The organism is Sphingobium aquiterrae (assembly GCF_037154135.1).
GTDB classification, from domain to species: Bacteria; Pseudomonadota; Alphaproteobacteria; order Sphingomonadales; family Sphingomonadaceae; genus Sphingobium; species Sphingobium aquiterrae.
Genome location: NZ_JBANFL010000013.1, coordinates 47233 through 72182 on the forward strand (window position 1 = coordinate 47233; position 24950 = coordinate 72182).

22 protein-coding genes are annotated in these 24950 nt (G+C 62.4%); 21 read left to right on the forward strand and 1 reads right to left on the reverse strand.

Annotation, left to right across the window (positions count from 1 at the left end):
• The first annotated feature begins 126 nt into the window (after window positions 1-126).
• From WFP78_RS14720 to WFP78_RS14730, 3 genes are all read left to right on the forward strand, one after another.
• Window positions 127-3111: a TonB-dependent receptor gene (locus WFP78_RS14720; protein ID WP_336963768.1), complete on the forward strand. Its 2985-nt coding sequence runs from the start codon at window positions 127-129 to the stop codon at window positions 3109-3111.
• A 124-nt stretch (window positions 3112-3235) separates the two neighbouring features.
• Window positions 3236-3856 (forward strand): heme acquisition protein HasA, encoded by a 621-nt coding sequence (locus WFP78_RS14725; protein ID WP_336963771.1) that lies wholly within the window; start codon window positions 3236-3238, stop codon window positions 3854-3856.
• 81 nt (window positions 3857-3937) lie between these two features.
• On the forward strand, window positions 3938-4777 hold the full coding sequence (locus tag WFP78_RS14730; RefSeq protein ID WP_336963775.1) for an ABC transporter transmembrane domain-containing protein: 840 nt from the start codon (window positions 3938-3940) through the stop codon (window positions 4775-4777).
• A gap of 28 nt (window positions 4778-4805) precedes the next feature.
• On the opposite strand, the gene WFP78_RS14735 is transcribed toward WFP78_RS14730, so the two are convergent.
• Window positions 4806-6020: an IS256 family transposase gene (locus WFP78_RS14735; protein WP_336963777.1), complete on the reverse strand. Its 1215-nt coding sequence runs from the start codon at window positions 6018-6020 to the stop codon at window positions 4806-4808.
• Between the two features lie 167 nt (window positions 6021-6187).
• Here WFP78_RS14735 and WFP78_RS14740 point away from each other — a divergent pair, with 167 nt between their 5' ends.
• The 18 genes from WFP78_RS14740 to WFP78_RS14825 all read left to right on the forward strand — a co-directional run bounded on the left by WFP78_RS14740 (window position 6188) and on the right by WFP78_RS14825 (window position 24935).
• Complete coding sequence (locus WFP78_RS14740) at window positions 6188-7201, forward strand: type I secretion system permease/ATPase (protein WP_336963780.1); 1014 nt, start codon at window positions 6188-6190, stop codon at window positions 7199-7201.
• Window positions 7198-8628, forward strand: a complete 1431-nt coding sequence (locus WFP78_RS14745) for an HlyD family type I secretion periplasmic adaptor subunit (protein WP_336963783.1) — start codon at window positions 7198-7200, stop codon at window positions 8626-8628. Before WFP78_RS14740 ends, WFP78_RS14745 begins: the two co-directional genes overlap by 4 nt.
• Window positions 8629-8675: 47 nt before the next feature.
• On the forward strand, window positions 8676-10040 hold the full coding sequence (locus WFP78_RS14750) for a TolC family outer membrane protein (RefSeq protein ID WP_336963786.1): 1365 nt from the start codon (window positions 8676-8678) through the stop codon (window positions 10038-10040).
• On the forward strand, window positions 10037-10627 hold the full coding sequence (locus WFP78_RS14755; protein WP_336963788.1) for a biliverdin-producing heme oxygenase: 591 nt from the start codon (window positions 10037-10039) through the stop codon (window positions 10625-10627). The genes WFP78_RS14750 and WFP78_RS14755 overlap by 4 nt, the downstream gene beginning before the upstream one ends.
• Window positions 10628-10717: 90 nt before the next feature.
• Window positions 10718-11587, forward strand: a complete 870-nt coding sequence (locus tag WFP78_RS14760; RefSeq protein ID WP_336963790.1) for an energy transducer TonB family protein — start codon at window positions 10718-10720, stop codon at window positions 11585-11587.
• A 49-nt stretch (window positions 11588-11636) separates the two neighbouring features.
• Entirely contained in the window at window positions 11637-12524 is an 888-nt protein-coding gene (locus tag WFP78_RS14765) for a heme/hemin ABC transporter substrate-binding protein (RefSeq protein WP_336963792.1), read from the forward strand.
• Complete coding sequence (locus WFP78_RS14770) at window positions 12524-13603, forward strand: FecCD family ABC transporter permease (RefSeq protein WP_336963794.1); 1080 nt, start codon at window positions 12524-12526, stop codon at window positions 13601-13603. The genes WFP78_RS14765 and WFP78_RS14770 overlap by 1 nt, the downstream gene beginning before the upstream one ends.
• On the forward strand, window positions 13600-14403 hold the full coding sequence (locus WFP78_RS14775) for an ATP-binding cassette domain-containing protein (protein ID WP_336963797.1): 804 nt from the start codon (window positions 13600-13602) through the stop codon (window positions 14401-14403). Before WFP78_RS14770 ends, WFP78_RS14775 begins: the two co-directional genes overlap by 4 nt.
• 15 nt (window positions 14404-14418) lie before the next feature.
• Window positions 14419-14733 carry a heme-degrading protein HmuQ gene (gene hmuQ, locus WFP78_RS14780; protein ID WP_336963800.1) on the forward strand — a complete coding sequence of 105 codons (315 nt, stop codon included), beginning with the start codon at window positions 14419-14421 and terminating at the stop codon, window positions 14731-14733.
• A 51-nt stretch (window positions 14734-14784) separates the two neighbouring features.
• The gene (locus WFP78_RS14785) at window positions 14785-15207 is read left to right on the forward strand and encodes a hypothetical protein (protein WP_336963803.1); all 423 of its coding nucleotides are present in this window, start codon (window positions 14785-14787) and stop codon (window positions 15205-15207) included.
• Window positions 15208-15585: 378 nt separating this feature from the next.
• A complete protein-coding gene (locus WFP78_RS14790) occupies window positions 15586-15873 on the forward strand; it encodes a hypothetical protein (RefSeq protein ID WP_336963805.1) in 288 nt (95 codons plus the stop codon).
• Window positions 15860-17170, forward strand: coding sequence for a type II toxin-antitoxin system RelE/ParE family toxin (locus WFP78_RS14795; RefSeq protein WP_336963807.1), 1311 nt, complete (start codon window positions 15860-15862; stop codon window positions 17168-17170). The genes WFP78_RS14790 and WFP78_RS14795 overlap by 14 nt, the downstream gene beginning before the upstream one ends.
• A 312-nt stretch (window positions 17171-17482) precedes the next feature.
• A complete protein-coding gene (locus WFP78_RS14800) occupies window positions 17483-17872 on the forward strand; it encodes a type II toxin-antitoxin system RelE/ParE family toxin (RefSeq protein WP_336963810.1) in 390 nt (129 codons plus the stop codon).
• Entirely contained in the window at window positions 17856-18179 is a 324-nt protein-coding gene (locus WFP78_RS14805) for a helix-turn-helix domain-containing protein (protein ID WP_336963813.1), read from the forward strand. Before WFP78_RS14800 ends, WFP78_RS14805 begins: the two co-directional genes overlap by 17 nt.
• 281 nt (window positions 18180-18460) lie before the next feature.
• Window positions 18461-18991 (forward strand): RNA polymerase sigma factor, encoded by a 531-nt coding sequence (locus WFP78_RS14810; protein ID WP_336963816.1) that lies wholly within the window; start codon window positions 18461-18463, stop codon window positions 18989-18991.
• 9 nt (window positions 18992-19000) lie between these two features.
• The gene (locus WFP78_RS14815; RefSeq protein WP_336963818.1) at window positions 19001-19984 is read left to right on the forward strand and encodes a FecR family protein; all 984 of its coding nucleotides are present in this window, start codon (window positions 19001-19003) and stop codon (window positions 19982-19984) included.
• Window positions 19985-20100: 116 nt separating this feature from the next.
• Window positions 20101-22797 carry a TonB-dependent receptor gene (locus WFP78_RS14820; RefSeq protein ID WP_336963820.1) on the forward strand — a complete coding sequence of 899 codons (2697 nt, stop codon included), beginning with the start codon at window positions 20101-20103 and terminating at the stop codon, window positions 22795-22797.
• Entirely contained in the window at window positions 22791-24935 is a 2145-nt protein-coding gene (locus WFP78_RS14825; RefSeq protein ID WP_336963823.1) for an Atxe2 family lasso peptide isopeptidase, read from the forward strand. Before WFP78_RS14820 ends, WFP78_RS14825 begins: the two co-directional genes overlap by 7 nt.
• Window positions 24936-24950: the final 15 nt, after the last annotated feature.

Genomic DNA, 24950 nt, shown 5'->3' on the forward strand with positions numbered 1-24950 from the left:
AGACGGCGGTCGTCATAAAGGTGAGAGGCATTCGCATTAGCGATAACGAGCCTCCCGCTTTTGACGACGAAGGGGGACAGGTAGGTGATTTCGGATTCGGCACGTCGCAGAAAATGCAGCCGGCTCATGGCATGGTTGGCGACGACGACGCTTTCGGTGGGCGCGCTGGCCTTTGGCGGAACCGCGCAGGCCCAAGAGGTCGCCAGCTACAATATTCCGGCAGGGCCTCTTTCGACGGCCCTCAACGAGTTCGCTCGCCAGGCGCGAGTCGAACTGATCTACGACGCGCCACTGACGCAGGACGCTACCAGCCCCGGACTCCAGGGGAACTTCACGCCCGCAGAGGCAGTATCACGGCTGCTGGCGGGCTCAGGGGTCACATTCCGGCAGACTGGCCCACGTGTCTTCACCCTCGCACGCGCCCTCCAAGCCGCTCAGGCGGTGCGCAGCTCGCAAGGCCAGATCGACCTCGGCCCGCTTCGCGTGGAGGGCGACCAGGCTCGCGGCAGTGGTGGCATCGGCCGCGATGGCCGCCCCGGCACCGGCGGCGCGGCGGGCGGCTCCGACGAGATATTTGCGGCCCCGCGCGCGGTCAGCATCATCACGCGTGAGGAGATGGATCGCACGCCGGCGCGCCATGCCGCCGACATCATTGCCGAGGTTCCCGGCGTCACCAGCCCGGTCAACCGGATGAACCCCGCATTGGCGGTCAACATCCGGGGCATGCAGGACTTCGGTCGCGTCAACATGATGATCGACGGCATGCGCCAGAATTTCGTCCAGAATGGGCACCAGCAGCGCAACGGCCAGATGTATGTCGATCCCGAACTGATCTCGGGGGTCGTCATCGAGCGCGGACCGCGCAGCAATGTGCATGGCATGGGCGCGATCGCAGGCAGCGTGAACTTCACGACCCTTTCTTTCGAGGATTTGCTGGATGGCGAGGATGACCGCATCGGTGCGCGCCTTCGCGGCAATACCGGCCTTGGCGGGGAGGGTAACGGCGTCAATTTCCTGGGCAGCGGGGCCGTTGCGGGACGGCTGACACCCAACCTCGAAGTGCTGGCCGCCTATTCGCGGCGTGACATCGGCGCCTATGACATCGGAACCAAAGGCGTCGGCGTCAGCCCATTGTGGGAGGACTATTACGAAGAGAACGGCCTGCAATTCGCCAACCGCATCCGCTACGCCAACCAGTTGCAGAATTCGGCGCTCGCTAAGGCCAGGTTGACGCTGGCCGAAGATCATGATTTCCAGCTCAGCTATATCGGGACCTGGCTCGATTACGAGAATGTCCAGGATATGCAGTCGGGGCCGACCGATGATCCGTGGCGGCGCCTTGGTGAATCCAGCATATCGTCCGAGAATTTCGCGTTCGACTATAGCTGGAAGCCGGACAGCAATTGGATCGATCTGAAGCTCAAGCTTTACACGGTCAGAACACACAACCGCAACTTCACTGAAGCGCGGGACAATCCGGCGGGTAACAGCCTGACAGATAACGCCTGGCGGCTCGGCTTTTGCGAGCAGACGCCAATTCCAGCAAGTTGGCAGACTGCTTGCCGCTATGGTTACAGCACTGACCAGACCATCACCACGCGCACCTATGGCGTCCAGTTGGATAACACGTCGCGGTTCGATCTTGGCCGCGATCTCAAGCTCAACATCAACTATGGAGCGGAATTTTATCAGGACCGCTCCAGTTCATCGGTCGTGACGCGGCGCGAAGAGCGGGAGATCCAGTATAATCAATATGGCCAGGGCGATCCGCTCAATCCGCGCGGGCGCCGGTCCATGGGCGGTCTGTTCGCCAAGGCCACGCTCGAAAGTACGCTTTACACTATTTCGGCGGGCTTACGGTACGATCGCTATTGGCTGAAGGGTGAAACCCAGGTCCTCGGCACGATCACCGAGTATCATGATCGTTTCCGGCGCTTCGTAGATTATATGTGCTCGCTGAATACGGCCGCCGCGATCCGAAACTGCGAGGGCGCACGAACTGGAGGCGAAGCTTGGGCGCGCGCTGCCCTTCCTTCATGGTTCACTGGCAACGCGCCTGTCCAACGGCCTGGATGGGTCGACCGAACCGACTTCTATGACTATACGGTCGATCGCTCCCAGGGCCGCTTCCTGCCTTCAGTAGAAGCCGCGATCAGGCCAACCAACTGGCTGGAACTTTACGGAAGCTGGGCCAAGTCCTGGCGCCCGCCCGCGATCAACGAGACCCTGATGACCGGCGGCCATCCGGGCGACCCGCTCGCCAATATGTTCGCCAATCCTTATGCCGACCCGGAGAAAACGACGACATGGGAACTGGGAGCCAATCTCAACTTCAACGGCATCTTCAAGGGCGATGACGTTCTGTTCGCGAAGGTCGGATATTTCAACACCCGCGCACGCGATTATCTGTACACGACGATGAATGCGGGGCTGCCGGGTGGCCCTGGCGCCGGCCTTGGCAATGTGATGTTCGTCAACAACCGCACGCCGATGCGCTTCCAGGGTTTCGAGATCGAGGCGCGCTATGATGCGGGCTTCCTCTACGCAGGCGCGGCGGCAACGCTTTATACCGGCAAGAGGAACCGCTTCTCGCGTGATCTCTACCCGGTCGGCGCGGGCACCACGCGTTATGAACAGCCCATGGAAGACGGTTCGATCTGGCCGGAGCTTCAGCAGGCGCTAGATGCCGGCTTTTCAACCTGGCGAGAATATGCCGAGAGCCGAGTGCTCGCTGAGACCGATGTCATCATGAACAGCGTCAACGGAGATATCATTGATAAGGTTACGGCAAATATCGGCGTCCGGCCGCTTGATCGCAAAATTGATACCGGGATTCGGCTAACCTATAGTGGTAACGGGTCACTTCTATCAGATGACTTTTTCAACTGTAGTATTGGCTGTGACTATCCTGGCCTTGCGGATCGCAGGATATGGTTCAGTTACACTACTTTTGACTGGTACGGCAGCTATACGCTGAACGACCGCTTCCGCTTCTTCGCTTCAATCGAGAACCTGACGGACCGCCGTTACATCGACGGGCGTGGTGACTCCATCGCGCAGGTCTGGGCGCCAGGACGAACCATTACAGGGGGCATCCAGATGAAGTTCTGATGGCAATGGATGTGCCATCTCACGAGACGTGCGGGGCGATCCCGTATGTACGTTGGACCAGATCCAACGTTCCATGGCCGGACATTGTAGATCCGGCGTTTGATGCGAAAGCAGGAGAAGAAACATGACTGTTACTATCTCTTTCTATGACGAAGACAACTTCCCGCTGGACGACACGTTCGTCCAGACCACGGTTGACAACACCAACCGTGAAATCCTCTACGCCTGGCAGGACAACGGTCTGTCTGGCAGTCACCCGACCACGACCGGCCTCTTCTACACCAATGGGAGCCCTTCCGGCCTGAGCGGAGACACCTTTGTCTACTCCATCAGCGGGCAGAACAGCTCGGTGCAGGTGACGGGCAACCTCACCTATCACTTCGGCGCTGCCGGAGCCCCTGCCGCCGAAACTCACATCCTCTACGGGTCGATCGACAGCATCACGATCGGTGCCGGAAGTGACTCCGGCGGCAACATCACCTCGCCGGCGATCACTTACACCTTCGACACGCCGATCGTCGGCACGTTGGCCGAAGGTCGCGCCAATGACGTCCATGACGTCATCTGGGGGCTGATGAATGGGTCGGTGACAGGTGCGAGCGACAGCATTGGCACCGTTTCGCAGGGCGGCCTGATCAATGCCCTCGAAGAAAACGGCCTTGACGTCGATGTTCCTTTCGACAGCGTCGCCGACGTTGTGGGCCTCTCGGCGTTCAGCGAGAGCGAACTGCTGCTCGCCGCCTGATCCCCCATCAGGCGCGACCGGGAAGGGGTGGCGGCTTCGGCCGCCGCCCCGACCTGCATTTTCCTAAAGCGGACCATAGCAATGCAGCAGCCCGACAAACCGGAAGACGAAATCCGTGCCGCGCTCATGATGTTACGCGGCAGCGGACGCAGCATTGCGGCGTTCAGTGCGGCCGCCAACCTGCTCATGCTCGCGCCCTCACTCTATATGCTTCAGGTCTATGATCGCGCGCTAGCCTCGGGCAACCTGTTCACGCTTGCGATGCTGACCGTGATGGTCGTCGGCTTGCTCTCGCTCATGGGCGCGCTCGAATATGCCCGAAGCCGCGTCGTCATCCACGCCGGCTCCAGACTGGATGAACTCCTCGCGCGCCGCGTGCATCAGGCCGCGTTCGAACGTGGCCTTGCAGGTGGTCAGGCGAATGCGGGGCAGGCGACGCGCGACCTCGATGCCTTGCGCCAGTTCCTCACTGGCAACGCCGTCTTCGCCTTCTGCGATGCGCCATGGGCACCGATCTTCCTTCTGGTGCTGTTCCTGTTTCACCCGTGGCTCGGCGTGTTGGCGCTTGCGGGGATTCTTATCCTTTCCACGCTCGCATGGGCGAACGAGCGCTTGTCCCGCGCGCCGCTGGCCCAGGCAGGGTCACTGTCGGTACAAGCTAATCAAAGCGTCGAAATTCAGCTTCGCAACAGCGATTCCATCGAGGCGATGGGTATGCTGGGCCGGCTCTATCGTCTCTGGCGCATTCCGCACCGGGGCTATGTTCGCCGACAGGCACTGGCGAGCGAGCGCACGGCGCTTATCGGCGCGATCTCGCGTACGGTCCGCCTCGCGCTTCAATCGCTTGTGCTGGGGCTTGGGGCATGGCTTGTCATCGACGGCCGCATGAGCGCTGGGGTCGCGTCCGTCAATGTGGTGTAAAATCGGGTGTGGCCACAGGGCTGCATTTTCAGGCGGCCTTGGGTGTAATCTGTAGCGGCTGTGCCTCCTCGATCATTGGTGTGGCAAGGGCGGCCATGCCCTCGATCTGCATGTAGCGGTGCTGGAGCTGGTATTCGTCATTCTGCTCGAGCAGGACGGCGCCGACGAGGCGGATGATGCTGTCCTCGTTCGGGAAGATGCCGACCACATCGGCGCGGCGCTTCACTTCCTTGTTCAGGCGTTCCAGCGGATTGGTGCTGTGGAGCTTGACCCGGTGCTGCTGCTCGGGGAAGGTCATGTAGGCGAGCACGTCGTGCTCGGCATCGTCCATGCAAGCGCCGAGCTTTGGCCAGCGGGCGCGCAACTGATCAGCGACCTGACGCCAGACCTGCGTCGCAGCGGCATGGTCGGGTTGAAGGAAGACCTGACGGATGGCAGCGGCAACGACGGTATTCTGGCCCTTGGGCACATAGGCCAGGGCGTTGCGCATGAAGTGGACGCGGCAGCGCTGCCAGGTCGCGCCCATGACGCGGGTAATCGCCGCCTTGAGCCCCTCGTGGGCATCGGAGATGACCAGCTTCACGCCGGTCAGGCCGCGCCGGGCGAGGTCCTTGAGGAAGCTCGACCAGAACGGCTCGGCTTCGGAAGGACCGATGTGCAGGCCGACGATCTCGCGCTTGCCCTCGGTGTTGACGGCCACAGCGATTATCGCGGCGACACTGACGATCCGCCCGCCCTCGCGCACCTTGAGATAGGTAGCATCGAGCCAGAGGTAGGGCCAGTCGCCGGCGAGCGGCCGCTTGAGGAAGGCGTGGACCCGCTCGTCGATGTCTTTGCACAGCTTGGATACCGAGGACTTGGAGATGCCAGTCATGCCCATCGCCTGCACCAGTTCATCGACGCGCCGGGTGCTGACGCCGGCGATCCATGCTTCCTGGATCACCGCGACCAGCGCCTTCTCGACGGTCTTCCTTGGCTCCAGAAAGCCGGGAAAGTAGGCGCCGGTCCGCAGTTTGGGGATCTTGAGATTGAGCGTGCCGAGCCGGGTGTCGAGACTGCGGTCGCGGTAGCCATTGCGCCAGGTCGTGCGATCGCCGGAGCGCTCGTGCCGGCCGGCGCCGACCAGGCCATCGACGTCGGCCTCCATGATGATCTGTAATACGTTCTCGGCGATCGTGCGCAGGAAATCTCCATCTCCGGTCTTCGCCATCAGCTCGGCAAGCGGTAATCTATCGTCGGTCATCGGGATCAACTCCTCGGTGGGCGTGTGAAGTGTGGTAACTCCACCTTACCGATGAGCCCGGTGGCCACCGAGATCGAATTCGCATGGGTGGGGCATGCCCCACCCATGCGATCGCCTCAATCTACACCGGAAATTACACCACGAGCGCGGACGCTAACAGCGCTGGCATGATGATCGCCGGTTCCATCCTCATGGGCCGCGTATTGACGCCGATCGATCAATTGATCTCGGTCTGGCGGCAATGGGCAAATGTCCGCTTGTCCTGGCAGCGTCTCGGGCGTCTGCTCTCCGCACATCCTGCGCGATCGGAGCGGCAGCCACTGCCGGCGCCGCAGGGCGCGGTGCGCCTTGAAGCCGTTACTGCGCTGCCGCCTGGCAGGCAGGGCGTACCGCCGACGCTGTCCGGTGTCGATTTTACATTGGAAGCAGGCGACATGCTCGGCGTGATCGGCCCGTCAGGCTCGGGCAAATCGACCCTCGGCCGCCTGCTGGCCGGTGTTTGGGTTGCGCGCGCGGGAACGGTGCGCCTCGACGGCGCCGACATCACCCATTGGGACCGTGAACGGCTTGGCCCCTATATCGGCTATCTACCGCAGGACGTGGAACTGTTCGCGGGCACCGTTGCCGAAAACATCTCGCGTTTCGCCGAAGGTGACGCCGATCCGGCTCGGGTGACGGACGCGGGCGCGCTTGCGGGCGCGCAGGAAATGATCCTCCAACTGCCGCAGGGCTATGACACGAAGCTTGGGTCGGGAGGCCAGGGTCTTTCGGGTGGTCAGCGCCAGCGCATCGGACTCGCGCGGGCGCTCTATGGCGATCCCCGGCTCGTGGTCCTCGATGAACCCAATGCCAGTCTTGATGACGCCGGCGAGCTCGCGCTGGTGGTGGCATTGGGCCGCCTAAGGGAGCGCGGCGTCACCACCATTCTCATCACGCACCGACCCAAGGTGCTGGAAGAGACCACGAATCTGCTCGTCCTGAAAGACGGCCGCATGCAGACATTCGGCCCGACAGCGGAGATACTCGGACGAATGCGCGGCGCAACCGTCCCGGCGAGGCCCGCATCGCCTTCTTCCGGGGGGCTGGTCGTGCCGATGCCGGGGACGTTCGGCGGCGTGACGATCAAGCCCAACGGGTCGGCGCCGGCATCCAGCTTCGACGGCAAGCCGGCAGAGGCATGACCATGATGGATACCGATCAGACCGAAACCAAAGGCCATGCCTGGATGCAATGGCGGCAGTTCCTTCGCGACGTCGGCAAGGATCTGCCGGACGAGGCGGAACCCACGCAAGACGATCTGGCCCGCGAGGAAAAGGCGGAAGAACAGGCGAAATCCCCGCCCGCGCGCTTTGGATGGTGGCTGCTGGCCCTCGGACTTGGCGGTTTCCTGCTCTGGGCGACGTTCGCGCCGCTCGACAATGGCGTGCCTATGCCCGGCGTCGTCATGGTTACTGGCAACCGGCAAGCCGTCGAGCATGGGCCTGGCGGGATCGTGCAGGCCCTCCATGTGCGTGAGGGACAGCGCGTGAGGGCGGGCGAAATGCTGGTCCGGCTCGATCCCACCCGGGTCGGCGCCGAAGCACAAAACGTCGAGATCCAGCTCGTTACGGCGCGCGCCAAGGAGGCGCGCCTCCTGGCCGAACGCGACGGACTCGCCATGCCGACATTTCCGACCGACCTCGAACGCAGCACCAGCGCCGATGTCACCGGCGCGCTGACGTTGCAGCGGCAATTGTTCCTGAGCCGCCGCGCTGCCCTGCAGGCGGAACTGACCGGCCTCCAGCAATCCCTGGCGGGTCAATCGGCGCTGATCGGAGGACTGGCCGCTTCGCTTGGCGACAAGCGGGCGCAACTGCGCAGCATGAACGAACAGACCGGCAATCTGCGTCAGCTTGCGGCAGAGGGCTATATCCCGCGCAACCGCCTTCTCGAAACCGAACGGCTGCATGCCGGCATTCAGAGCGATATTTCGCGCGACCTCGGCAGCATCGGTCAGGCGCGGGGGCAAGCGGCAGAAATTCAGTCGCGGATCATCCAGCGCCGCGACACCTGGCAACAGGAAGTGCGCGGTGAACTGGCCGATACGCGGCTTGAGGCCCAATCGCTTGCCGCACGACGCGATGCGGCGCGCTTCGATCTGGAGCATAGCGAAATCCGCGCGCCGGCGTCCGGACGGGTCGTGGGGCTCACGACGCACACGGTAGGCGGTGTCGTCCAGCCCGGCGCACGTCTCATGGAGATCGTGCCGGACGCCGCGCCGCTGATCGTCGAGGGACGCCTGTCGGTGGACGGGGTGGACAAGGTCCATCCCGGTCTTCCGGTCGATCTGCTGTTCACCGCCTTCGACACCAGCTCGACGCCTCGCCTGCTGGGCGAGGTCGAACAGGTCTCCGCCGATCGGCTCGAGGATGAACAAGACCGTGCGCCCTATTACCGGGTCCGCATCCGCGTTGCCGCCAGCGAACTGGCGCGCTTGCGGCTCGGCGATCAGCCGCTGCGCCCGGGCATGCCGGTCGAGGTCTTCGTACGCACCGGCGAGCGCAGCATGCTCAACTATCTCTTCAAGCCGCTCCTCGATCGGATGCGCACCGCCTGGGGGGAAAAGTGAGGAAAGGCGTTCTATTGCTTGCAGCTGTCAGTCTATGCGTTCCGCAAATGTCGTTGCTGGCTCAGGAGGCGCCAACGATTGACGATCGCGGTCGCAGCGAGCGCATCGACTATCTGCGCGCCTATGCGCTTGCGCTGGAAGCCGATCCGACCTGGCTCGCAGCGCAGGCGCGGGGTCGCGCGGACGCGCAGGAACGGGCGATCGCCCGCGCCAGCCTGCGGCCCTCGCTCAGCTACAGCTATGACCGCGCGCGCAACTGGTCGGATATCACGCAGGACACGCCGGCCGGCAATGTCTCGAATGATACCATCTACAACAGCTATTCCTCCAGCTTCATGCTCTCGCAGTCGCTGTTCAACGCGGCTGCCGGCGCCCGCTACAAGGCTGGGGTGGCACGGGCCGAAGCTGGTGCCTTCACCGAGCAGCGCGCCCGTCAGGCGCTCGCCGTGCGTGTCCTGCAGGCCTATAGCGATCTGCTTTTCGCAGTCGACGATCTGAAGCTCGCGCAGGCGCAGGTACAGGCACTCGACGAGGATATGCGCCGGGTCGAACGGTTCGTCACCCTGGGCGAAGGCACCCGCACCGATCGCGCCGAAGTCGAGGCGCAGCAGCATCTGGCCTCGGCGCGTGCCGTCGAGGCGCAGGACCGGCTGCGGACCGCGCGCAACGGGTTGCAACTGCTGATCGGCCCCGTGGCGATTGGCGAGCCGGCCATGCTGGCCGATCGCTGCCTGCCCATCGCAAGCCCGCCCGAGCCCCTCGATCTGTGGAAGGAGCGTCTGCTCACGCATAACCCGGAACTGACGGCGCAGCGCAGCATGGTTGAGGTCGCCGAGCGTCAGGTGCAGCAGCAGCGCGCCGCCGGGTTGCCAACGGTGGCCGCCTTCGCCCGCTACCGCACATCGGACTCTGATGGCGAGAATGTCATTGGCCAGCATTTCAGGACGGCGACGGTGGGCATCCAGCTCAGGATGCCGCTCTATTCGGGCGGGGGCGTTGCGGCTTCGACGACGCAGGCGCGCAGCCTGCTCGATCAGGCCCGGCATGAACTGGACGCGGCGACCTTCCAACTGGTCGACGATCTCGAGCGGCAATATAGCCTCGTCGACATGAGCCCGCGGCGCATCGACGCCTATGCCAGGGCTGCATCGGCCGCAGCAGAGCGGGGACGCGCGACGCAGCGCAGCATCGTTGGCGGCGAACGCACGAACCTCGACGCCCTCGACGCTGAGCGCCAGCGGCTCGAGGCGCTGCGCGACCTCGCTCGTGCGCGCTACGACTGTCTGCTCGCATGGTTGTCGTTGCGTTGGCAGGCCGGCACGTTGGACGATGCTGACATCGAACGGATCGGGACCTGTTTCGCAGCGCCATCATCTTCGTCAGCTTCACCACAAAAGGGGACCATCCAATGACCACCATGACGATCGACAATTCTCGTGCCAAGCGCCTGAAGGCCGTTACCAGCGCCGTCCATGAAGGGGTGGATCGCTCGATCATGTCGGCGGCTTCGTTCGCCAGCATCGAGCGGTACAAGGCGTTTCTGGCGATCCAGTATCTCTTCCACCGCGACGTGGCGGCACTCTATGCCGATGACCGCCTGCAAGCCGCTATTCCCGATCTCGCGCAGCGCTGCCGCCTGCCCCTCGTCACCGCCGACATGGCGGACCTGCGTGTCGATGCTCCGGAAGCGGAAGTGCCCATTTTCGTCGCCGGCGAGCCGGTGGACATCGGGACCGCGCTGGGCTGGCTCTATGTCGCCGAGGGCTCGAACATGGGCGCAGCGCTGCTGCGCAAGGAAGCGCAGAAGCTCGGCTTGAGCGATGATGTCGGTGCGCGCCATCTTGCGCCCGCGCCTGAAGGTCCGGCCCCGCACTGGCGCGCCTTTGTTGCCGCGCTCGATGCGGTGGAGCTCAGCGAGGACGAGGAGAAGCGGGCCAAGGAAGGCGCCCTCGAAGCCTTCGCGCGGGTACAGGCCCATGTCGATGCCCGCCTTAGCTGAGCCGGCATCGTCCGCCATGGGCGCGGGAGCCGTCCCTCGCTCATGGCGGCATAGCCCCTGTGAGCGGTGTTGTGGGCGGGAGGACGCGCAATGAAGCGCGATACCTCCATGCCTCGACTCGCGGCTGCGAACGACCATGACGGCATCCTGCCCGGCTATGTCGTGATGAAGTCCTATCTTCCCGACGCAAGCCGGCAGCCGGAACCGGTCGCGCGGTGCACTTCACCAGTCGCCCTATTTCATCCGGCAAGATCGGATGGAGGCCGCTATTGTGATCGGCCGATGGACTGGAGCACGCGCGTCGTCGGTCTTGCCGGCACCTGCGCGATATTCGGCTTGGTCCTCGCTGCGGCGCTCTTCACCTGGCACGCGGTCCATACACCCGTTGCGTCCACATCGCGGCCGTTGACGGTCATGGAACTGGCACCGCTCGAAGCGCCGCCCGAGCCGGTGAAGGATGTCGCCCCCGGCCCGGAGCAGGTCGAAAGGCAGGAAGCAAAGCCCAAGCCGGTCTCCGAAGTCGTTCCGCAACCGTTGATCCAGCTTCCCATTCCTTCGCCAAGCGTGCGCGAGACGAGCGAGCCCGTCGAACTGGTCGATCCCGGCCCGCCGGTTCCGCAAACGACCGCGCCCAAAAGCATCGCGGCCCCGTCAGCCAACAGGCTTGCGAACGACGCAAAGCCGAACTGGGAAGGCCAGTTGCTCGCGCATCTGGAACGGTTCCGCCGCTATCCCGCGCGGGCGCGCGCCGCGCGCCAGCAAGGCGTCGCCACCATCCGCTTTACGATGAACCGGGCAGGCATGGTGCTTTCGTCCGCTGTCGTGCGCAGTTCGGGCGTCTCGGCGCTCGATACCGCCGCGCTCGATACCTTGAAGCGCGCCCAACCGCTGCCGGAAATTCCGGCCGATCGGCCCGATACGGTCGAACTGACGATCCCCGTCGAATTTTATCTACACTAACCGTGTCTGGAACACGCCACCTCGAAACGATGAAAACAGAAAGCCGCCCATGACCGACTTCTCCATCTCGCATATCGGCCGCCGCGAACTGCTCGTCGGCAGCGCTTCGCTGTTCGTCATCGGACCGCTGACCTCGGCGTCGGCCGCCCCGGCACGCCAGCAGGATCTCTCGCGCGTAGTCTGCATCGGGGGCGCGATCACCGAAATCCTCTACGCGCTGGGTCAGCAGGCGAAGATCGTGGCGGTTGATACGACAAGCCAATATCCGCCCGTCGCACTCAGAGAAAAGCGAAGTATCGGCTATATGCGGGCTGTCTCGGCCGAAGGCGTCCTGTCGATGCGGCCGACGCTTATCCTGGCAATGGAGGATGCAGGACCGCCGCAGGCGCTCGAACAACTGCGCGCATCGGGGATTCCCCAGGTCAGGATCGACAACACACTGTCGCCGGCAGCCGTGACCGGCCGCGTCCGCCAGCTTGCGGCACTCTTCAAGGCGCAAGCGCACGGGGCGCGGCTTACCGCGAGCATCGATAAGGGATTTCAGGAACTCGCGGCCTGGCGGCGTGCCCATCCGTCACGCAAGCGGGTGCTGTTCGTGCTGTCGCTACAGAATGGACGACCCATGATCGCCGGCAAGGGCACGGAGGCCGACGCCATCATCACGCTTGCCGGCGGCATCAATGCGGCGGGGGCGCTCGACGGCTACAAGCCGGTCAGCGACGAGGCTCTGGCCGCGTTGGCGCCCGACGCCGTGCTGGCGATGGACCATGCCGGTCCCGGCATCGATGCTAGCGCGCTCGAAGCGCCGGGCTTCCGCTTGACGCCGGCGGGTCGGCGGCGCGCCCTCATCAAGATGGATGGAAGCTATCTGCTTGGCCTCGGCCCGCGCACGCCCGCCGCTGCGCTGGATCTCGCGCGGCGTTTGCAGTCCATCTGATGTGGGCGGGAGACAAACCGACCGGGCATCGTCGCCTCCGTGCGGCGACCCTGTTCCTTCTGCTGGCAATCGGCGTGTTCATTACCAGCCTGGTCGCGCTCGATCTGGGCGCGACCGATACGGGGCTTTCGAGCTTGCCCAGACTGATCGATCTGGTCTGGTCGGGACGCGCACCCTCGCCAGAGGAAGAAATCGGCTTGCTCGTCCTGAGCGGCATTCGCCTGCCAAGACTGGTGCTGGGCCTTGCCACCGGCGCGGCCCTCGGCACATCGGGCGCGGTGATGCAGGGGCTCTTCCGCAACCAGCTCGCCGATCCCGGCCTCGTCGGCGTTTCCGCCGGCGCTGCGCTGGCGACGGCAATCGTCATCGTCCTGGGCGGTGGCGCGCTGGCGCCGCTGCTCGAACCGCTCGGCCGTTGGGCGCAGCCGCTCGCCGGCCTGCTGGGCGCGCTGATCGGCACTGCCATCCTCTATGCACTCGCTACGCGCGAGGGCGTGACGTCGATCGCGACCGTGCTGCTCGGCGGAATCGCGCTCGCCGCCTTCTGCGCGGCGTTTACGGGCCTGCTCGTCTATATGGCTGACGACAGGGCGCTGCGCGATCTGAGCTTTTGGACGCTCGGCAGCCTGTCGGGTGCATCCTGGCTGGGGATCGGCGCTGCCTTGCCGTTTCTGGGCGTCGGGGCGCTCTGTGTCTGCTTTCTCGCCTCGACTCTGAATGCGCTGCTGTTGGGCGAGGCGGACGCGTTCCATCTCGGCGCCGACGTGCAACGCGCCAAGCATCTGGCGCTGCTCGGCGTCGCCGCGATGACCGGCGCGGCCGTGGCGTCCGTGGGCATCATCGGCTTTGTCGGGGTGCTGGTGCCCAATCTCGTACGCCTGCTCGTCGGGCCGGATCATCGCCTCGTGCTGCCCGGCAGCGCCATGCTGGGCGGTATGCTGCTCGTGCTGTCCGATACCCTCGCGCGCACGATCGCGGCGCCTGCTGAGGTGCCGGTCGGCATCATCACCGCTCTGCTCGGCGCGCCGGTCTTTCTCTGGCTGCTGCTGCGCGACGGCGGACGGATGGCGCGGCTATGATCCGGATCGAACAGGCCACGCTTGAAGCCGGTGGCAGCGTTGTGCTCCAAGACATCGATCTCACCATTCGCGACGGAGAAACCACGGTGCTGATCGGGCCGAACGGCGCGGGCAAATCCTCGCTCGTTCGCCTGATCAGTGGAACCGCGCGACCTATCCTCGGTCGGGTCCTGATCGACGCCATCCCCATCGACCGTTTCAAGGCGGCAAAGCTCGCACTGCGACGCGCGGTGCTTACCCAGATCCAGGAAGGGGGCGAGGGGTTCACCATCGAAGAGTTGGCGCGACTTGGTCTCAGACTGACGATGCGACGCGTATCTCCGGCAACCCGGCAGGCTTGGATCGACGGAGCGCTTGCAAGTGTGGGTCTGGCAGGATGGGGCGGCCGGCTTGTCGGCACGCTTTCGGGCGGCGAGCGGCAACGCGCCCATTTGGCACGCGTGCTCGTCCAGCTCCGCGCCGGGGCTGTTGCCAGTCGGCCTGGCGCGCTGCTTCTCGACGAACCGATAGCTTCGCAGGATCCCGCCCAGCAGCTTCGGGTACTCGAGGTGGCGCAGGCCCATGCAGCGATGGGCGGGGCAGTCCTCCTCGTGCTTCATGATCTCAACTGGGCGGCGCGCGTTGCCGACCGGATCATCGCGCTCAAGGATGGTCATGTCATCGCGGATGGCTCAGCGCAGACCGTGTTGACCCGCTCGACGCTTGCCGATCTGTTCGATGTCGATCTCAATCCCGGCAGCACGCCCGTCGATCAACCGTTCGTGTTGCCCCAAATGGCGACGCCGCTCGCCAAGCCCTGACCGGAAGGAGTTCCTATGTATATCGCGATGAACCGCTTCAAGGTGAAACCGGAAGAACAGGAAGCCTTTACGAGGCGTTGGCTGGAGCGCGACGTATTGCTGAAGACCGTGCCGGGCTTCGTCGCCTTCCACCTGTTGCGCGGTCCCGAACGTGAGGATCATGTCCTCTACGCTTCGCACACCGTCTGGGGGTCTCGGGACGATTTTGAGGCGTGGACGCGATCCGAGCAGTTTCGCGCGGCGCATGCCGGTGCGGGATCAGGCAAGCAGCTCACGCTCACGGCACCAGAATTTGAAGGTTTTACCGTTCTTCAGGAAGTGATCGCATGACCGTGGACGGTGCGGTCGTCAACCGATACGCCCCCTTTAACCGGGACCTGCATGATGCGCCCTGATCCGTCCATATCGCTCACGATGCCACTGTCCCGATTGGCGGTACGGCGTCGCCCGCTTGCCGAACAGAAGGTGATTCGGATGATCCGGGGGGAGCGGACGCGACATGGCGGCGGTTCAGACGCGCATGTCAGCCTGTTTGAACGGCTTCAGGGCGTGGCCTCGAAGAATGGCTTCCTGATAAGGGTTCCAGGCGCGCCTTACCTTGGAAGAGACGAACTGTTTATCCTCGCCTGGCTGGCGCAAGTGCAGCGGGGCCGCTGTGACGCACATACATTGCATGATGATGCAGCGTTGGAGGTCGCAATCGTCGAATGTGCCAAGGTCCTTGGCGCTCTCGGCATCAACCTGCCGTTGCCGACGCCATCATCACAGCGATCTGACCGGAATAGGCAGCAACAACAAGATTGAGGGAATCATTCAGAGGCGGTTCGAGACTTGAACGGGTGCAAGCCCACAGTTGCAGGGAAGAAAACCCATGTATGTCGGCCCCCTGCTGCACGAGATTCTTTCGCGGCACCTGACTGCGGCATCACTCGACGCCCTGTGCCTATGTCTGGCGGAACGAGCGGACCATCACGCCGTGGGATCAAATACCTGGCAGCGTGCGAAGCGCGATGCCCGTGTCGCGTGAGACCTTGAGTGCCCGACGGACCAACTCACTCATGACTGGCTGGGTCGCTCGTGCGTCCAACCATACAACACCGCAAGCCCTGACTTCAACATGGCTATGGCTCCGCGAATGTGTTACATTTGAATACGGTTTCGCGGGACTGGGAGGTGGCTGCAATGGCCGATGTGACATTCACCTTTCGCGTAGATGGAGTGTTGAAGGCTGCTTTCATCGCTATGGCCGAGGAACGGCATGTGTCGGCCGCCCAGGTGCTTCGCGCGATGATACGCGACGCCGTGGAGGAACATCGTCAGGCGAAGGCCCATGACCGATGGATGCTCCGGCAGATCAAGAAGGCGATGCACGACGCGGAAGACCCCAAGGCGTCCCGAATGCCGGGCGAAAGTGTCGAGGACGAATGGGAGCGCCAGAAAGACGAGATCAAACACCGTGACAGCCGATAATTCCATGCCGGTCGTCTGGCTTCCAGAAGCAAGGGCTGATCGCACCAGCCAGATTGATGCTCTTGCCAAAACCGACAGTGAAGCCGCAGTTCGGATCGGTGACGCGATCATTGCGGCCGCGCGGCGCCTGTCCACCGACCCGGACAGCTCGCGTGTGGGCCGCATCGCGGGCGCGCGCGAATTTGCGGTGCCGGATACGCCGTTCATCCTCGTCTATCGTATCGAGGATGAAGCAGTGGTCATCCTGCGCCTGTTGCATCCTTCGCGCCGTTGGCCGACAGCAGAAGATGACGGCGTGCGGCGGGGACCAAGGAAGCGAAAATCCCCGTCGGCCCGTGCGGTGGAGGCGATTGTCAAACCTGTGAGTGATCTACAAGCCCGTATAGCCAGACTTCCTCGCCGTGCGCAGCGCGATATCGAGGCCGCCGTTCAGATCCTTCGCGAAGAGTTCGCCAAGGCGACCGCCGACAGCAAGCGCGATCATCGCCGCAACGGCCGCATCCTCAAGATCATCCTGTTCGGCTCCTACGCCAAGGGCAAACAGGTGGTCGATCCGGTCGGCCGCTATTTCTCCGACTATGATTTGCTCGTGATCGTCGACCACGAGGACCTGCTTGACGCCTCCAAATATTGGGACAAGGCCGAGGACCGCCTTGTGGACATGTTGTCGGAACGCGGCTGGCCCCAGCCGCTCACCCTCATCATCCACACGCTCGACGACGTGAACCACCAGCTTCGGCGCGGCCGTTATTTTTGGGTGGACATGGCCAGGGATGGCATCGCCCTGTTCGAGGAACCGGGTTTCCTCCTGGAGAAACCGGGTATTCTGACAGAAGAGGAAGCACGCGAAGAAGCGCAAATCTATTACAAGCGTGAATTTTCAGGCATCGCCAGAGCGCTTGCGAAGGCGCAATTTGATCGAAGTGAGGCACAGCGAGAAACAGATCCGGAAGAGCAGAAGAGATGGCGGAATGAAGCGGCGTTCGATCTCCATCAAGCGATGGAGCGCGCTTACTACTGCATCATGCTTGTATTGATGCTGTATCAGCCCAAATCCCACAACCTCAACTTCCTGTCGAAGCGCGCCGAGCAGCTCGACGAACGCCTTATCGGCTTGTGGAAGACCGACACCAAGTTCGGGAAGCGATGCTACGAGTTGTTGCGCGCCGCCTATGTGAAGGCGCGCTACTCGCCGCACTACAAGATCGATGACGACGAACTGGACTGGCTGACCGAACGCATCGCCGTGTTGCAGGCGCTGACCAAGCTCATTTGTGAGGAACGCCTGGCGCAATAGTCTCCTCGATGCACCGGGCGCGGCGGTCATACTGCTACAGGTGCGGGTGAGGGGTGAAGCGCCGGCCCGGATAGTCGCTGTGTGCGCCTTTCATCTGCCCATGCTCGCCATGAGCGCCCCGTCCGTTGTCCAGCGCGCGACCATCTGCTAAGTCGAACACGGTGTCGTCGAACGGACCGGGCTTTATGCCGGGAGGGGTGTGGCAGCGTGCGAGCGCGTTCGGCCGATTGGCGAGTAAAGTTCCAACACCGACCCCTCCCACATTCCTCTCCCTTCGCCCCGGACCTTGCTGGAGGTAGCACCAAGTGCTATATGTCGCATATGGGCGACGTTGAGGAAACCTTGCGGACCTTCAAGACCGCCTGGTTCGCCAAAGCGGCGCGAAAGGCGCGCATCTCCGATGAGGATCTATGCGAGGCGATCCAGGAAGTGATGAAGGGCCAGGCAGACGATCTTGGCGGTGGAGTGTTCAAGAAGCGCCTGAACAGGAATATGCACAGGAGCATCATCCTCGCGAAGCTCGGTCGCTACTGGCTGTATCAATATCTGTTCGCCAAGAAAGACCGGGGAAATATCGACGACGACGAACTTAGAGAGTTTCGCCTTCTGGCGAAGAACCTCCAGAAAGCCACGGACAAGGACATTGCTCCCCTGCTGGCGGATGGCAGGCTGACGGAGATATGCAATGGCAACGAAGCGTAAGTATAAAAGCGATGCCTTCGAGGCTATCCACTCGACGGCCACGGCGTTCCATAGTGTCGGGGTAATCGACAAGGCGACAATGCGCCATTTTGATGAAACCTGCCTGACCACGCCGCCCGCTATCGCTCCGGCCGACATCAAGCGGTTGCGCGAGCGCAACAAGGTGAGCCAGCCGGTGTTTGCTCGCTATCTCAACACCAGCGAAAGCACGGTCGAGAAGTGGGAGACGGGCGCTAAGAAGCCGAGCGGTATGGCCCTGAAGCTGCTGGCAATCGTCGACAAGCACGGTTTGCAGGTGCTGGCCTGAACAAGCCGCCGCGTGGCGTCTGACCGCGCGAATCACTTCGCCCTTGTCAGATTCCAGCAAATGCGACACGTTGGCGACGCCGCTGAAAGGCAGCGGCAGGGGCGTGGAACCCCCTATGCACGACCGCCCCATTCGCCCGGCACACGGGCGGAGGGTTTCCGGCTGGCGACGGCCGGATTTCATCAAAGCCGTGGCTGACGCCACGGTCGCGCCCGCGCATGGGTGTTCCGCATAGTCGATTCGGCTGACGCCTCTTCCTTCTGAGGTGGAGTCGTAGCGCAGTGGCCGATCCCCATGTCAATGTTCGGGAAGCGCCGGACGCCGCTGACGAGGCTCGCTCACTCAAGGCCTGGCATGCGTCCCATTCGGCATGGCTACGTGCCTTCCTCTGCCGCACACTCCGCCTCCAGCCGTCCGATGCAGATGACATCGTGCAGGACACATGGTTGCGGATCATCCGCACCTCCCTTGCGGACGTCGACCATCCGCGCGCCTTTCTCTCGCGCGTCGCGATCAATCTGTTTCGCGACCGGCATCGTCGCGAAAAGGTCCGCCAAGCCCATCTTCGCCTCGTCTATGCCAGCGATTGCAACAGCTTCGAGCCGAGCGCGATGGCCGAACAGGAAGGCGAACTGGAATTGGAGCGCGCAATTCTCGATTTGCCGGAGAACATCCGTGATGTATTTGTGCTAAGTCGGTTTTGCCCCATGACGAACGCGGACATTGCGACCCACCTTGGAATTTCCGTCAAGACCGTCGAGTGGCGAATCGGCAAGGCAATTGAGCTATGCTCTGGCAGACTGCGGGGCTAGGCGGCAAAAATGGATGAGGACGATATCGCGGCGGAACGACGGCGCGCGGAAGCGGCGCAGTGGTTTGCCAGGCTCAAGACGCTGCCGGTTTCACACGGCACGCTCAAGGACTTCTTCGCTTGGCGTCGCCGTGGCGGTAATGCCGAGGCGTTTGAGGAAGCGGAACGATTCTGGTCGGAGGCCGTGAAGGTCGGCGAGCGGCCGTCCATCCTGCGCGCCGTGCAGGAAGCGGCTGGCCGGGGGAGTAAGCGTCGCCGCTTCGGGACGGTCGCCCGCCCGCTTACAGTACTCGCGGTGTGCCTCGCGGTCATTCTCATATCCATTGTTGGCATGCGCCTCTTTGCCCACCAAGGGGACTCATTCCGCACAATGGCAGGGGAGCAGCGGGCGGTGGCGCTCGACGACGGCTCACGGGTCAATCTTCATACGCAAACCGCCGTCAACGTCCGCTACACCCGCACGGCGCGGCAACTCGTGCTGGAGAGCGGGGAAGCGCTGTTCAGTGTCGCGAAGGACACGGCGCGTCCATTCACCGTGAAGGCCGGCGACGTAACCGTCACGGCGACAGGAACCCGATTCGACGTGGCTATGCGTGACAACCGGGTATTCGTCACGCTGGTCGACGGACAGGTCCGCGTTCGCGCGCCGGACGGATCGACCCAGGCCCTGCTACCCGGCGATCAGTGGCGATGGCCCGCCGATGGACTGCCCGTCCGCACGATTAAGACCCAAACCGTCACAGCCTGGACACAGGGCCGGATCGTGTTCGACGATACTACGCTTGCGGACGCAGTTGCAGAGATCAACCGATATGGTGGTAAACCCGTGGTCCTTTCCGCACCGCAATTTGGGTCACGGCGGATAAGCGGCTCTTTCGAGGCCGGTGATCCCAACAGCTTCGCCACGGCCGTCACTGCGTTCCTGTCTTTGCAGCGAACGACTGACGGTCAGGGGCGCATCCACCTTACGCCTCGAGACCAATCAGCAAAATAAGCAAGTGCCCATTAGGGTCGCACCCCCAGTAACGCGTCCTTTTCCCGACAGCCGCTATCGTCGACGGGGCGGACTTTGCCCCTCGGCCATTCGCGCGCCAATATGGGGAAATGATAATGGCGTTAAAGGGGGTTATCTCGGTTCTTCGCAATGCGGTCGCCTGTGCTGCGCTCGCCACGGCGCTCCTCTCAGGTGCATCGGTTTCCGCCAAAACGGCTCAAGCCGAGACGGTCTCCTTCAACATTCCGGCCGGGTCGTTGCAATCAGCCCTGACCGCGTTCGCTGACCAGTCAGGGCTGCAACTCATCTATGCACCGGAGGCCGTCGTGGGGCGACGGGTCGCGGCACTGCGCGCGTCTCTTTCACCGCGCGCGGCATTGCAACGCCTGATTGCGGATAGCGGCCTGCGGATTCGACAGGTCGATGCCAAAGTGATCGTGCTGGAAAGCACCTTGCCCAGCACGGGATCGAACCTTGGCATTATCCCGGCGCCCTCCGCATCTGCTGAACCTTCTGTCACTAACGAACCTGTCCCCGTCGGGTCGCACCGAGCGCGGCGTGCGACGGTCTCCGATGCCGCGCAAGACGGTGCGGAGATCGTCGTAACCGGCAGCCGTATCCGGGGCGCTCCAATCGCATCTACAATCATCTCCGTTGACCGCGAAGCCATGCGCAACGCTGGCCAATCGAACGTCGGCGATGTCGTTCGCAGCATCCCGCAAAGCTTCGGAGGTGGTCAAAATCCCGGCGTCGGCTTCAACGTTCCGTCTGCGAGCGGCGTCGATGTCGGTGGCGGTTCCTCGATCAATCTGCGTGGTCTTGGGAGCGACGCGACGCTGACGCTGCTTAATGGGCGTCGAATGCCTTACAGTTCATCGCGGCAGAGCGTCGACGTGTCCGCGATCCCCTTTGCGGCTATCGAGCGCATTGAAATCGTTCCGGATGGTGCCTCCGCCATCTATGGCTCGGATGCCGTCGCAGGCGTGGCCAACATAATCTTGCGTCGTCGGTATGATGGCCTGGAGACAAGCGCCTCGCTCGGCGCCTCGACCGACGGGGGTAACTTCACCCAGCAATATGGTGCGCTAGCGGGCAGGACATGGGCGTCCGGCAGCGCGATTGCTGCCTACGAGTTCAGCCGCAATACCGCGATAGAATCGAAAGATCGCTCCTACGCAGCCACGCAATCGCCGGGCGTTACCTTGTTTCCCAAGCTCAAGCGCCACGCTGCTTCATTGAGCATCCAGCAGGGCATATCGGACAATCTCACAATCGAAGTCGACGGGCTCTACAACAAGCGATGGCGATCCTCCCTTTATCCGCTCGACGCGCGAGCTGACCTGAGCGTGAGTGCCGGTAGATCGTCGTCTGTCGCCGAAAGCTACGTGATCGCTCCAACCATGATCCTTGAGGTCCGCAATTGGCAGATATTTGTCGCGGCCTCTTTTGGTCGGGATAAAGTGCAGTACGCGACCACCAGCTATCGCAACGGCGTATGGACTCAGCCCGGCGGCAACTATTACCAGAACACGTCCAAAGCTGTCGAACTAGGTGGTGACGGGACTGTCTTATCGCTCCCTGGCGGAGACGCCAAGCTGGCTGTGGGGCTGGGATACCGTGAGAACGAGTTTGTCAGTTTCAGAGGCGATGGCAACTGGCAAAATACCTCGCCGACCCAAGACAGTTACTTCGCGTACGCCGAATTGAATGTGCCCATCATATCGCCGAGCCAAGCACTCACGCTAGCACATCGGATAAATGCAAGCTTAGCCGTGCGTTATGAGAAGTATCCAGGGATTGACGAGGTCCTGACGCCCAAGATCGGCTTGATCTATGCGCCATCGCGATCAATCGACATCAAGGGAAGCTGGGGAAAATCCTTCCGGGCGCCGACGCTCTTACAGCAGTATCAACCCAGCAGCATCTACTATGCTTCTCCATCTTCTTATGGCGGCACAGGTTTTGCAGCGGGCGCCACGGTTCTTGAGGTATTGGGCGGCAATCCCAGGCTGAAGCCGGAACGGGCCGATACCCTTTCGTTTACACTGGATATTCATCCTCCACGCCTCCCAGGGTTTGGCGCCGAGATCACATATTTCTCGACCAGCTATCATGACAGGATTGTCCAACCCATCGGCATTCTGTCGATCGCGATGAGCGATCCCATGTATCGCGATCAGATCATTCTCAACCCATCCGAAGCGATGTTCGCTGCCGAAATCGCAAATGCAGGAACCTTCATAAACGGCGCTGGCCGGCCCTATGACCCTGCAAGTGTCGTTGCCATCATAAATAATGGAAACGTAAATTCTGCGAATCAGAAAATACAAGGGGTAGATGTACTTCTGACCTATCTGCATTCGCTTGGTGCCGGGGGCGAAAACGTAAAGGCAACATTGAACCTCGCATATCTGGAGAGCGAACAACGCTTGGCCGCGATCCAGCCGGTCCGGGATTTGGCAGGAACGCTTTTCAATCCACCTCACTTGAGAGCAAGAGGTGGTCTGACGTGGACTCAAGGCCCTTTCGTGCTTTCCAGTCACGTCTCGCACATTGGCAGCGTCCGCGACATACGATCGACACCGAATGTGCGCATAAAAGGGATGACCACGGTTGACTTCGCTGCCCGGTACAACACGGGCGACAAGATCGGTCCGCTGAGCAATCTCGACATTACCTTGTCCGCGCAGAACCTTTTCAACGCCAAACCTGACAACATACGCATAACGGGATTTACCCACACCCCCTATGACTCGACGAACTATTCGCCGATCGGGCGCTATATTAGCATAGGCGTCACCAAGACATGGTGAACCAGCATCGCCGCAAGATTGCCCGGCACTATTGGCGCGTGGTCCTTGCCGTGGCATGTTCCGTCGTTTCGGTCTCCGTCGCTCGCGCCGAGTGCCAGGATGTCGTTGCGGTGGCGGCCAGCGCCGACTCAGCCCAACGGTCGATTGAGCCGGAAGATCTTGTACGCCTGCGCGACATTGGCGGCCCGGATTCATCCATGGTCGGGCCTCCAAGCCCGATGGCAGCGTCCCCCGATGGAAGCCGCATCGCCTTTATCATCAACCGAGCGAACCCGCTGCGCAACGACTACTGTCGAGCGCTGGTAGTCGTCGACGCCTTGCCGGGCTCGACAGCACGGGCAATCGACGTCGGTGGCGAGCCGATAACGACCTCGAGCGCGCTGCGCGGACTCTTCATGCCGGGAGGATATCCGAAGGTCGTGACCCCGGCATGGTCTCCCGATGGTCAATGGATCGCCTATTTGAGACGCGAGGACAGCACTACGCAAGTGTGGCTGGTTCGTTCGGACGGCAGCAGGTCTTTTCCCATTACCCGCGCGGAGGTGGATATCGAGTGGGTTGGCTGGTCCCGTGATGGAACACGGCTGCTCTATACGACGCGACCGGGCAAACTCGTCGCGAGCGGGCGCGCTGCGATGGAAGCGCGAACAGGCATTCTCTACGATGATCGCATCATTCCGAACTTCGGCGGCTATCCTCAAACCCGGACGGCTGAAGCCCCGTTGATCGCGTTTTCAATCAAGCCGGACGGCACCGACGTCAGGACAGCGACCCCAGAGGAACGCGACAACCTCGGGGGCAACGGTTTTGGCACGATCGTCCTCAACGCACACACACGCGATGGACGACTGGCTTGGACGCAGCGGGTCGGTACGTCCCCGACGAGCCCGACAGCCTTGGCGGCGACTGACGTCAGGGGCAGAACAATCTACTGCCGCATCTCCGCCTGCGCCGGCGGCATTATCGGCATATGGTGGGACGATGAGCAGCGCGATATCCTGTACATCCGCCGCGAAGGTTGGGCGAATGGTGAAACGGTGCTTTATCGCTGGACACCGGGTCAAGAGCCGAGTCCTGTTCTCAAGACAGAAGACCTCATTTTCGGATGTTCGTTAGTTCGGTCTGGTCTAGTATGCCTGAGGGAGACTGCGACCGCACCCCGACATATCATTCTGATAGACTCACGGACCGGAGAGTGGGACCTTGTCTATGATCCAAATCCCGAGTTTCGGTCAATTCGCCTCGGCAGCGTTCAGCGCCTGAAATGGAAGAATGATCGCGGTCTGGAGGCATGGGGCGATTTTGTGCTGCCCCCCGATCACGAGCCCGGAACGCCGATCCCGATGATCGTCGTCCAGTATCACAGTTATGGATTTCTTCGGGGCGGCACCGGCGATGAGTATCCGATACATCTCTTCGCGAGGCACGGGTTCGCCGTTTTAAGCGTCGAACGGCCGCCATTCATAACCGCTGGCAGAACTGACTTTCAAACATGGGGTGAGATTGTCGCCGCTGAGTATCGCGATTGGGGAGAGAAAAAGAGCGTGCTCTCGTCCCTGGTCGCCGGAGTCGAAACGGCGATTACCACGGGCAATGTCGATCGCGCTCGAATTGGGATCACCGGACTCAGCGATGGCGCGACATCGGCAAGGTTCGCCCTAATCAACACACGTATGTTTGCTGCAGCGGCGATAAGCACATGCTGCCTGGAGCCGAAAACGGTGATGACATATGGCGGTATGGCTTGGGCGACGTATAACCGGAAGATGGGCTTCCCGCGCACCATTGAGGACAATCGGGCATTCTGGCGGCCGGCGTCCATGGTCGTCAATGCCCGCGAAATGGACACGCCGCTTCTCATGCAACTCGCCGACACCGAGTATCTGCTTGCGTTGGAAGCATTCCAGGCGCTTCGCGAGCAAGGCAAGCCGGTTGAGATGTTCGTTTTCCCGAACGATTATCATTACAAGGCCCAGCCCGCTCACCGGTTGGCCATCTACAATCGGAATATCGATTGGTTCAGATTCTGGCTTCAATCTGAACTTGATCCCGATTCCGAAAAAAGCGCCCAATATCAGCGTTGGAGCGCGCTCCGTGATCCGGGAAGATCCCCCGAACAGCAAGCCGGTGCCCGTTAAGCCCGTTTCCCGTCG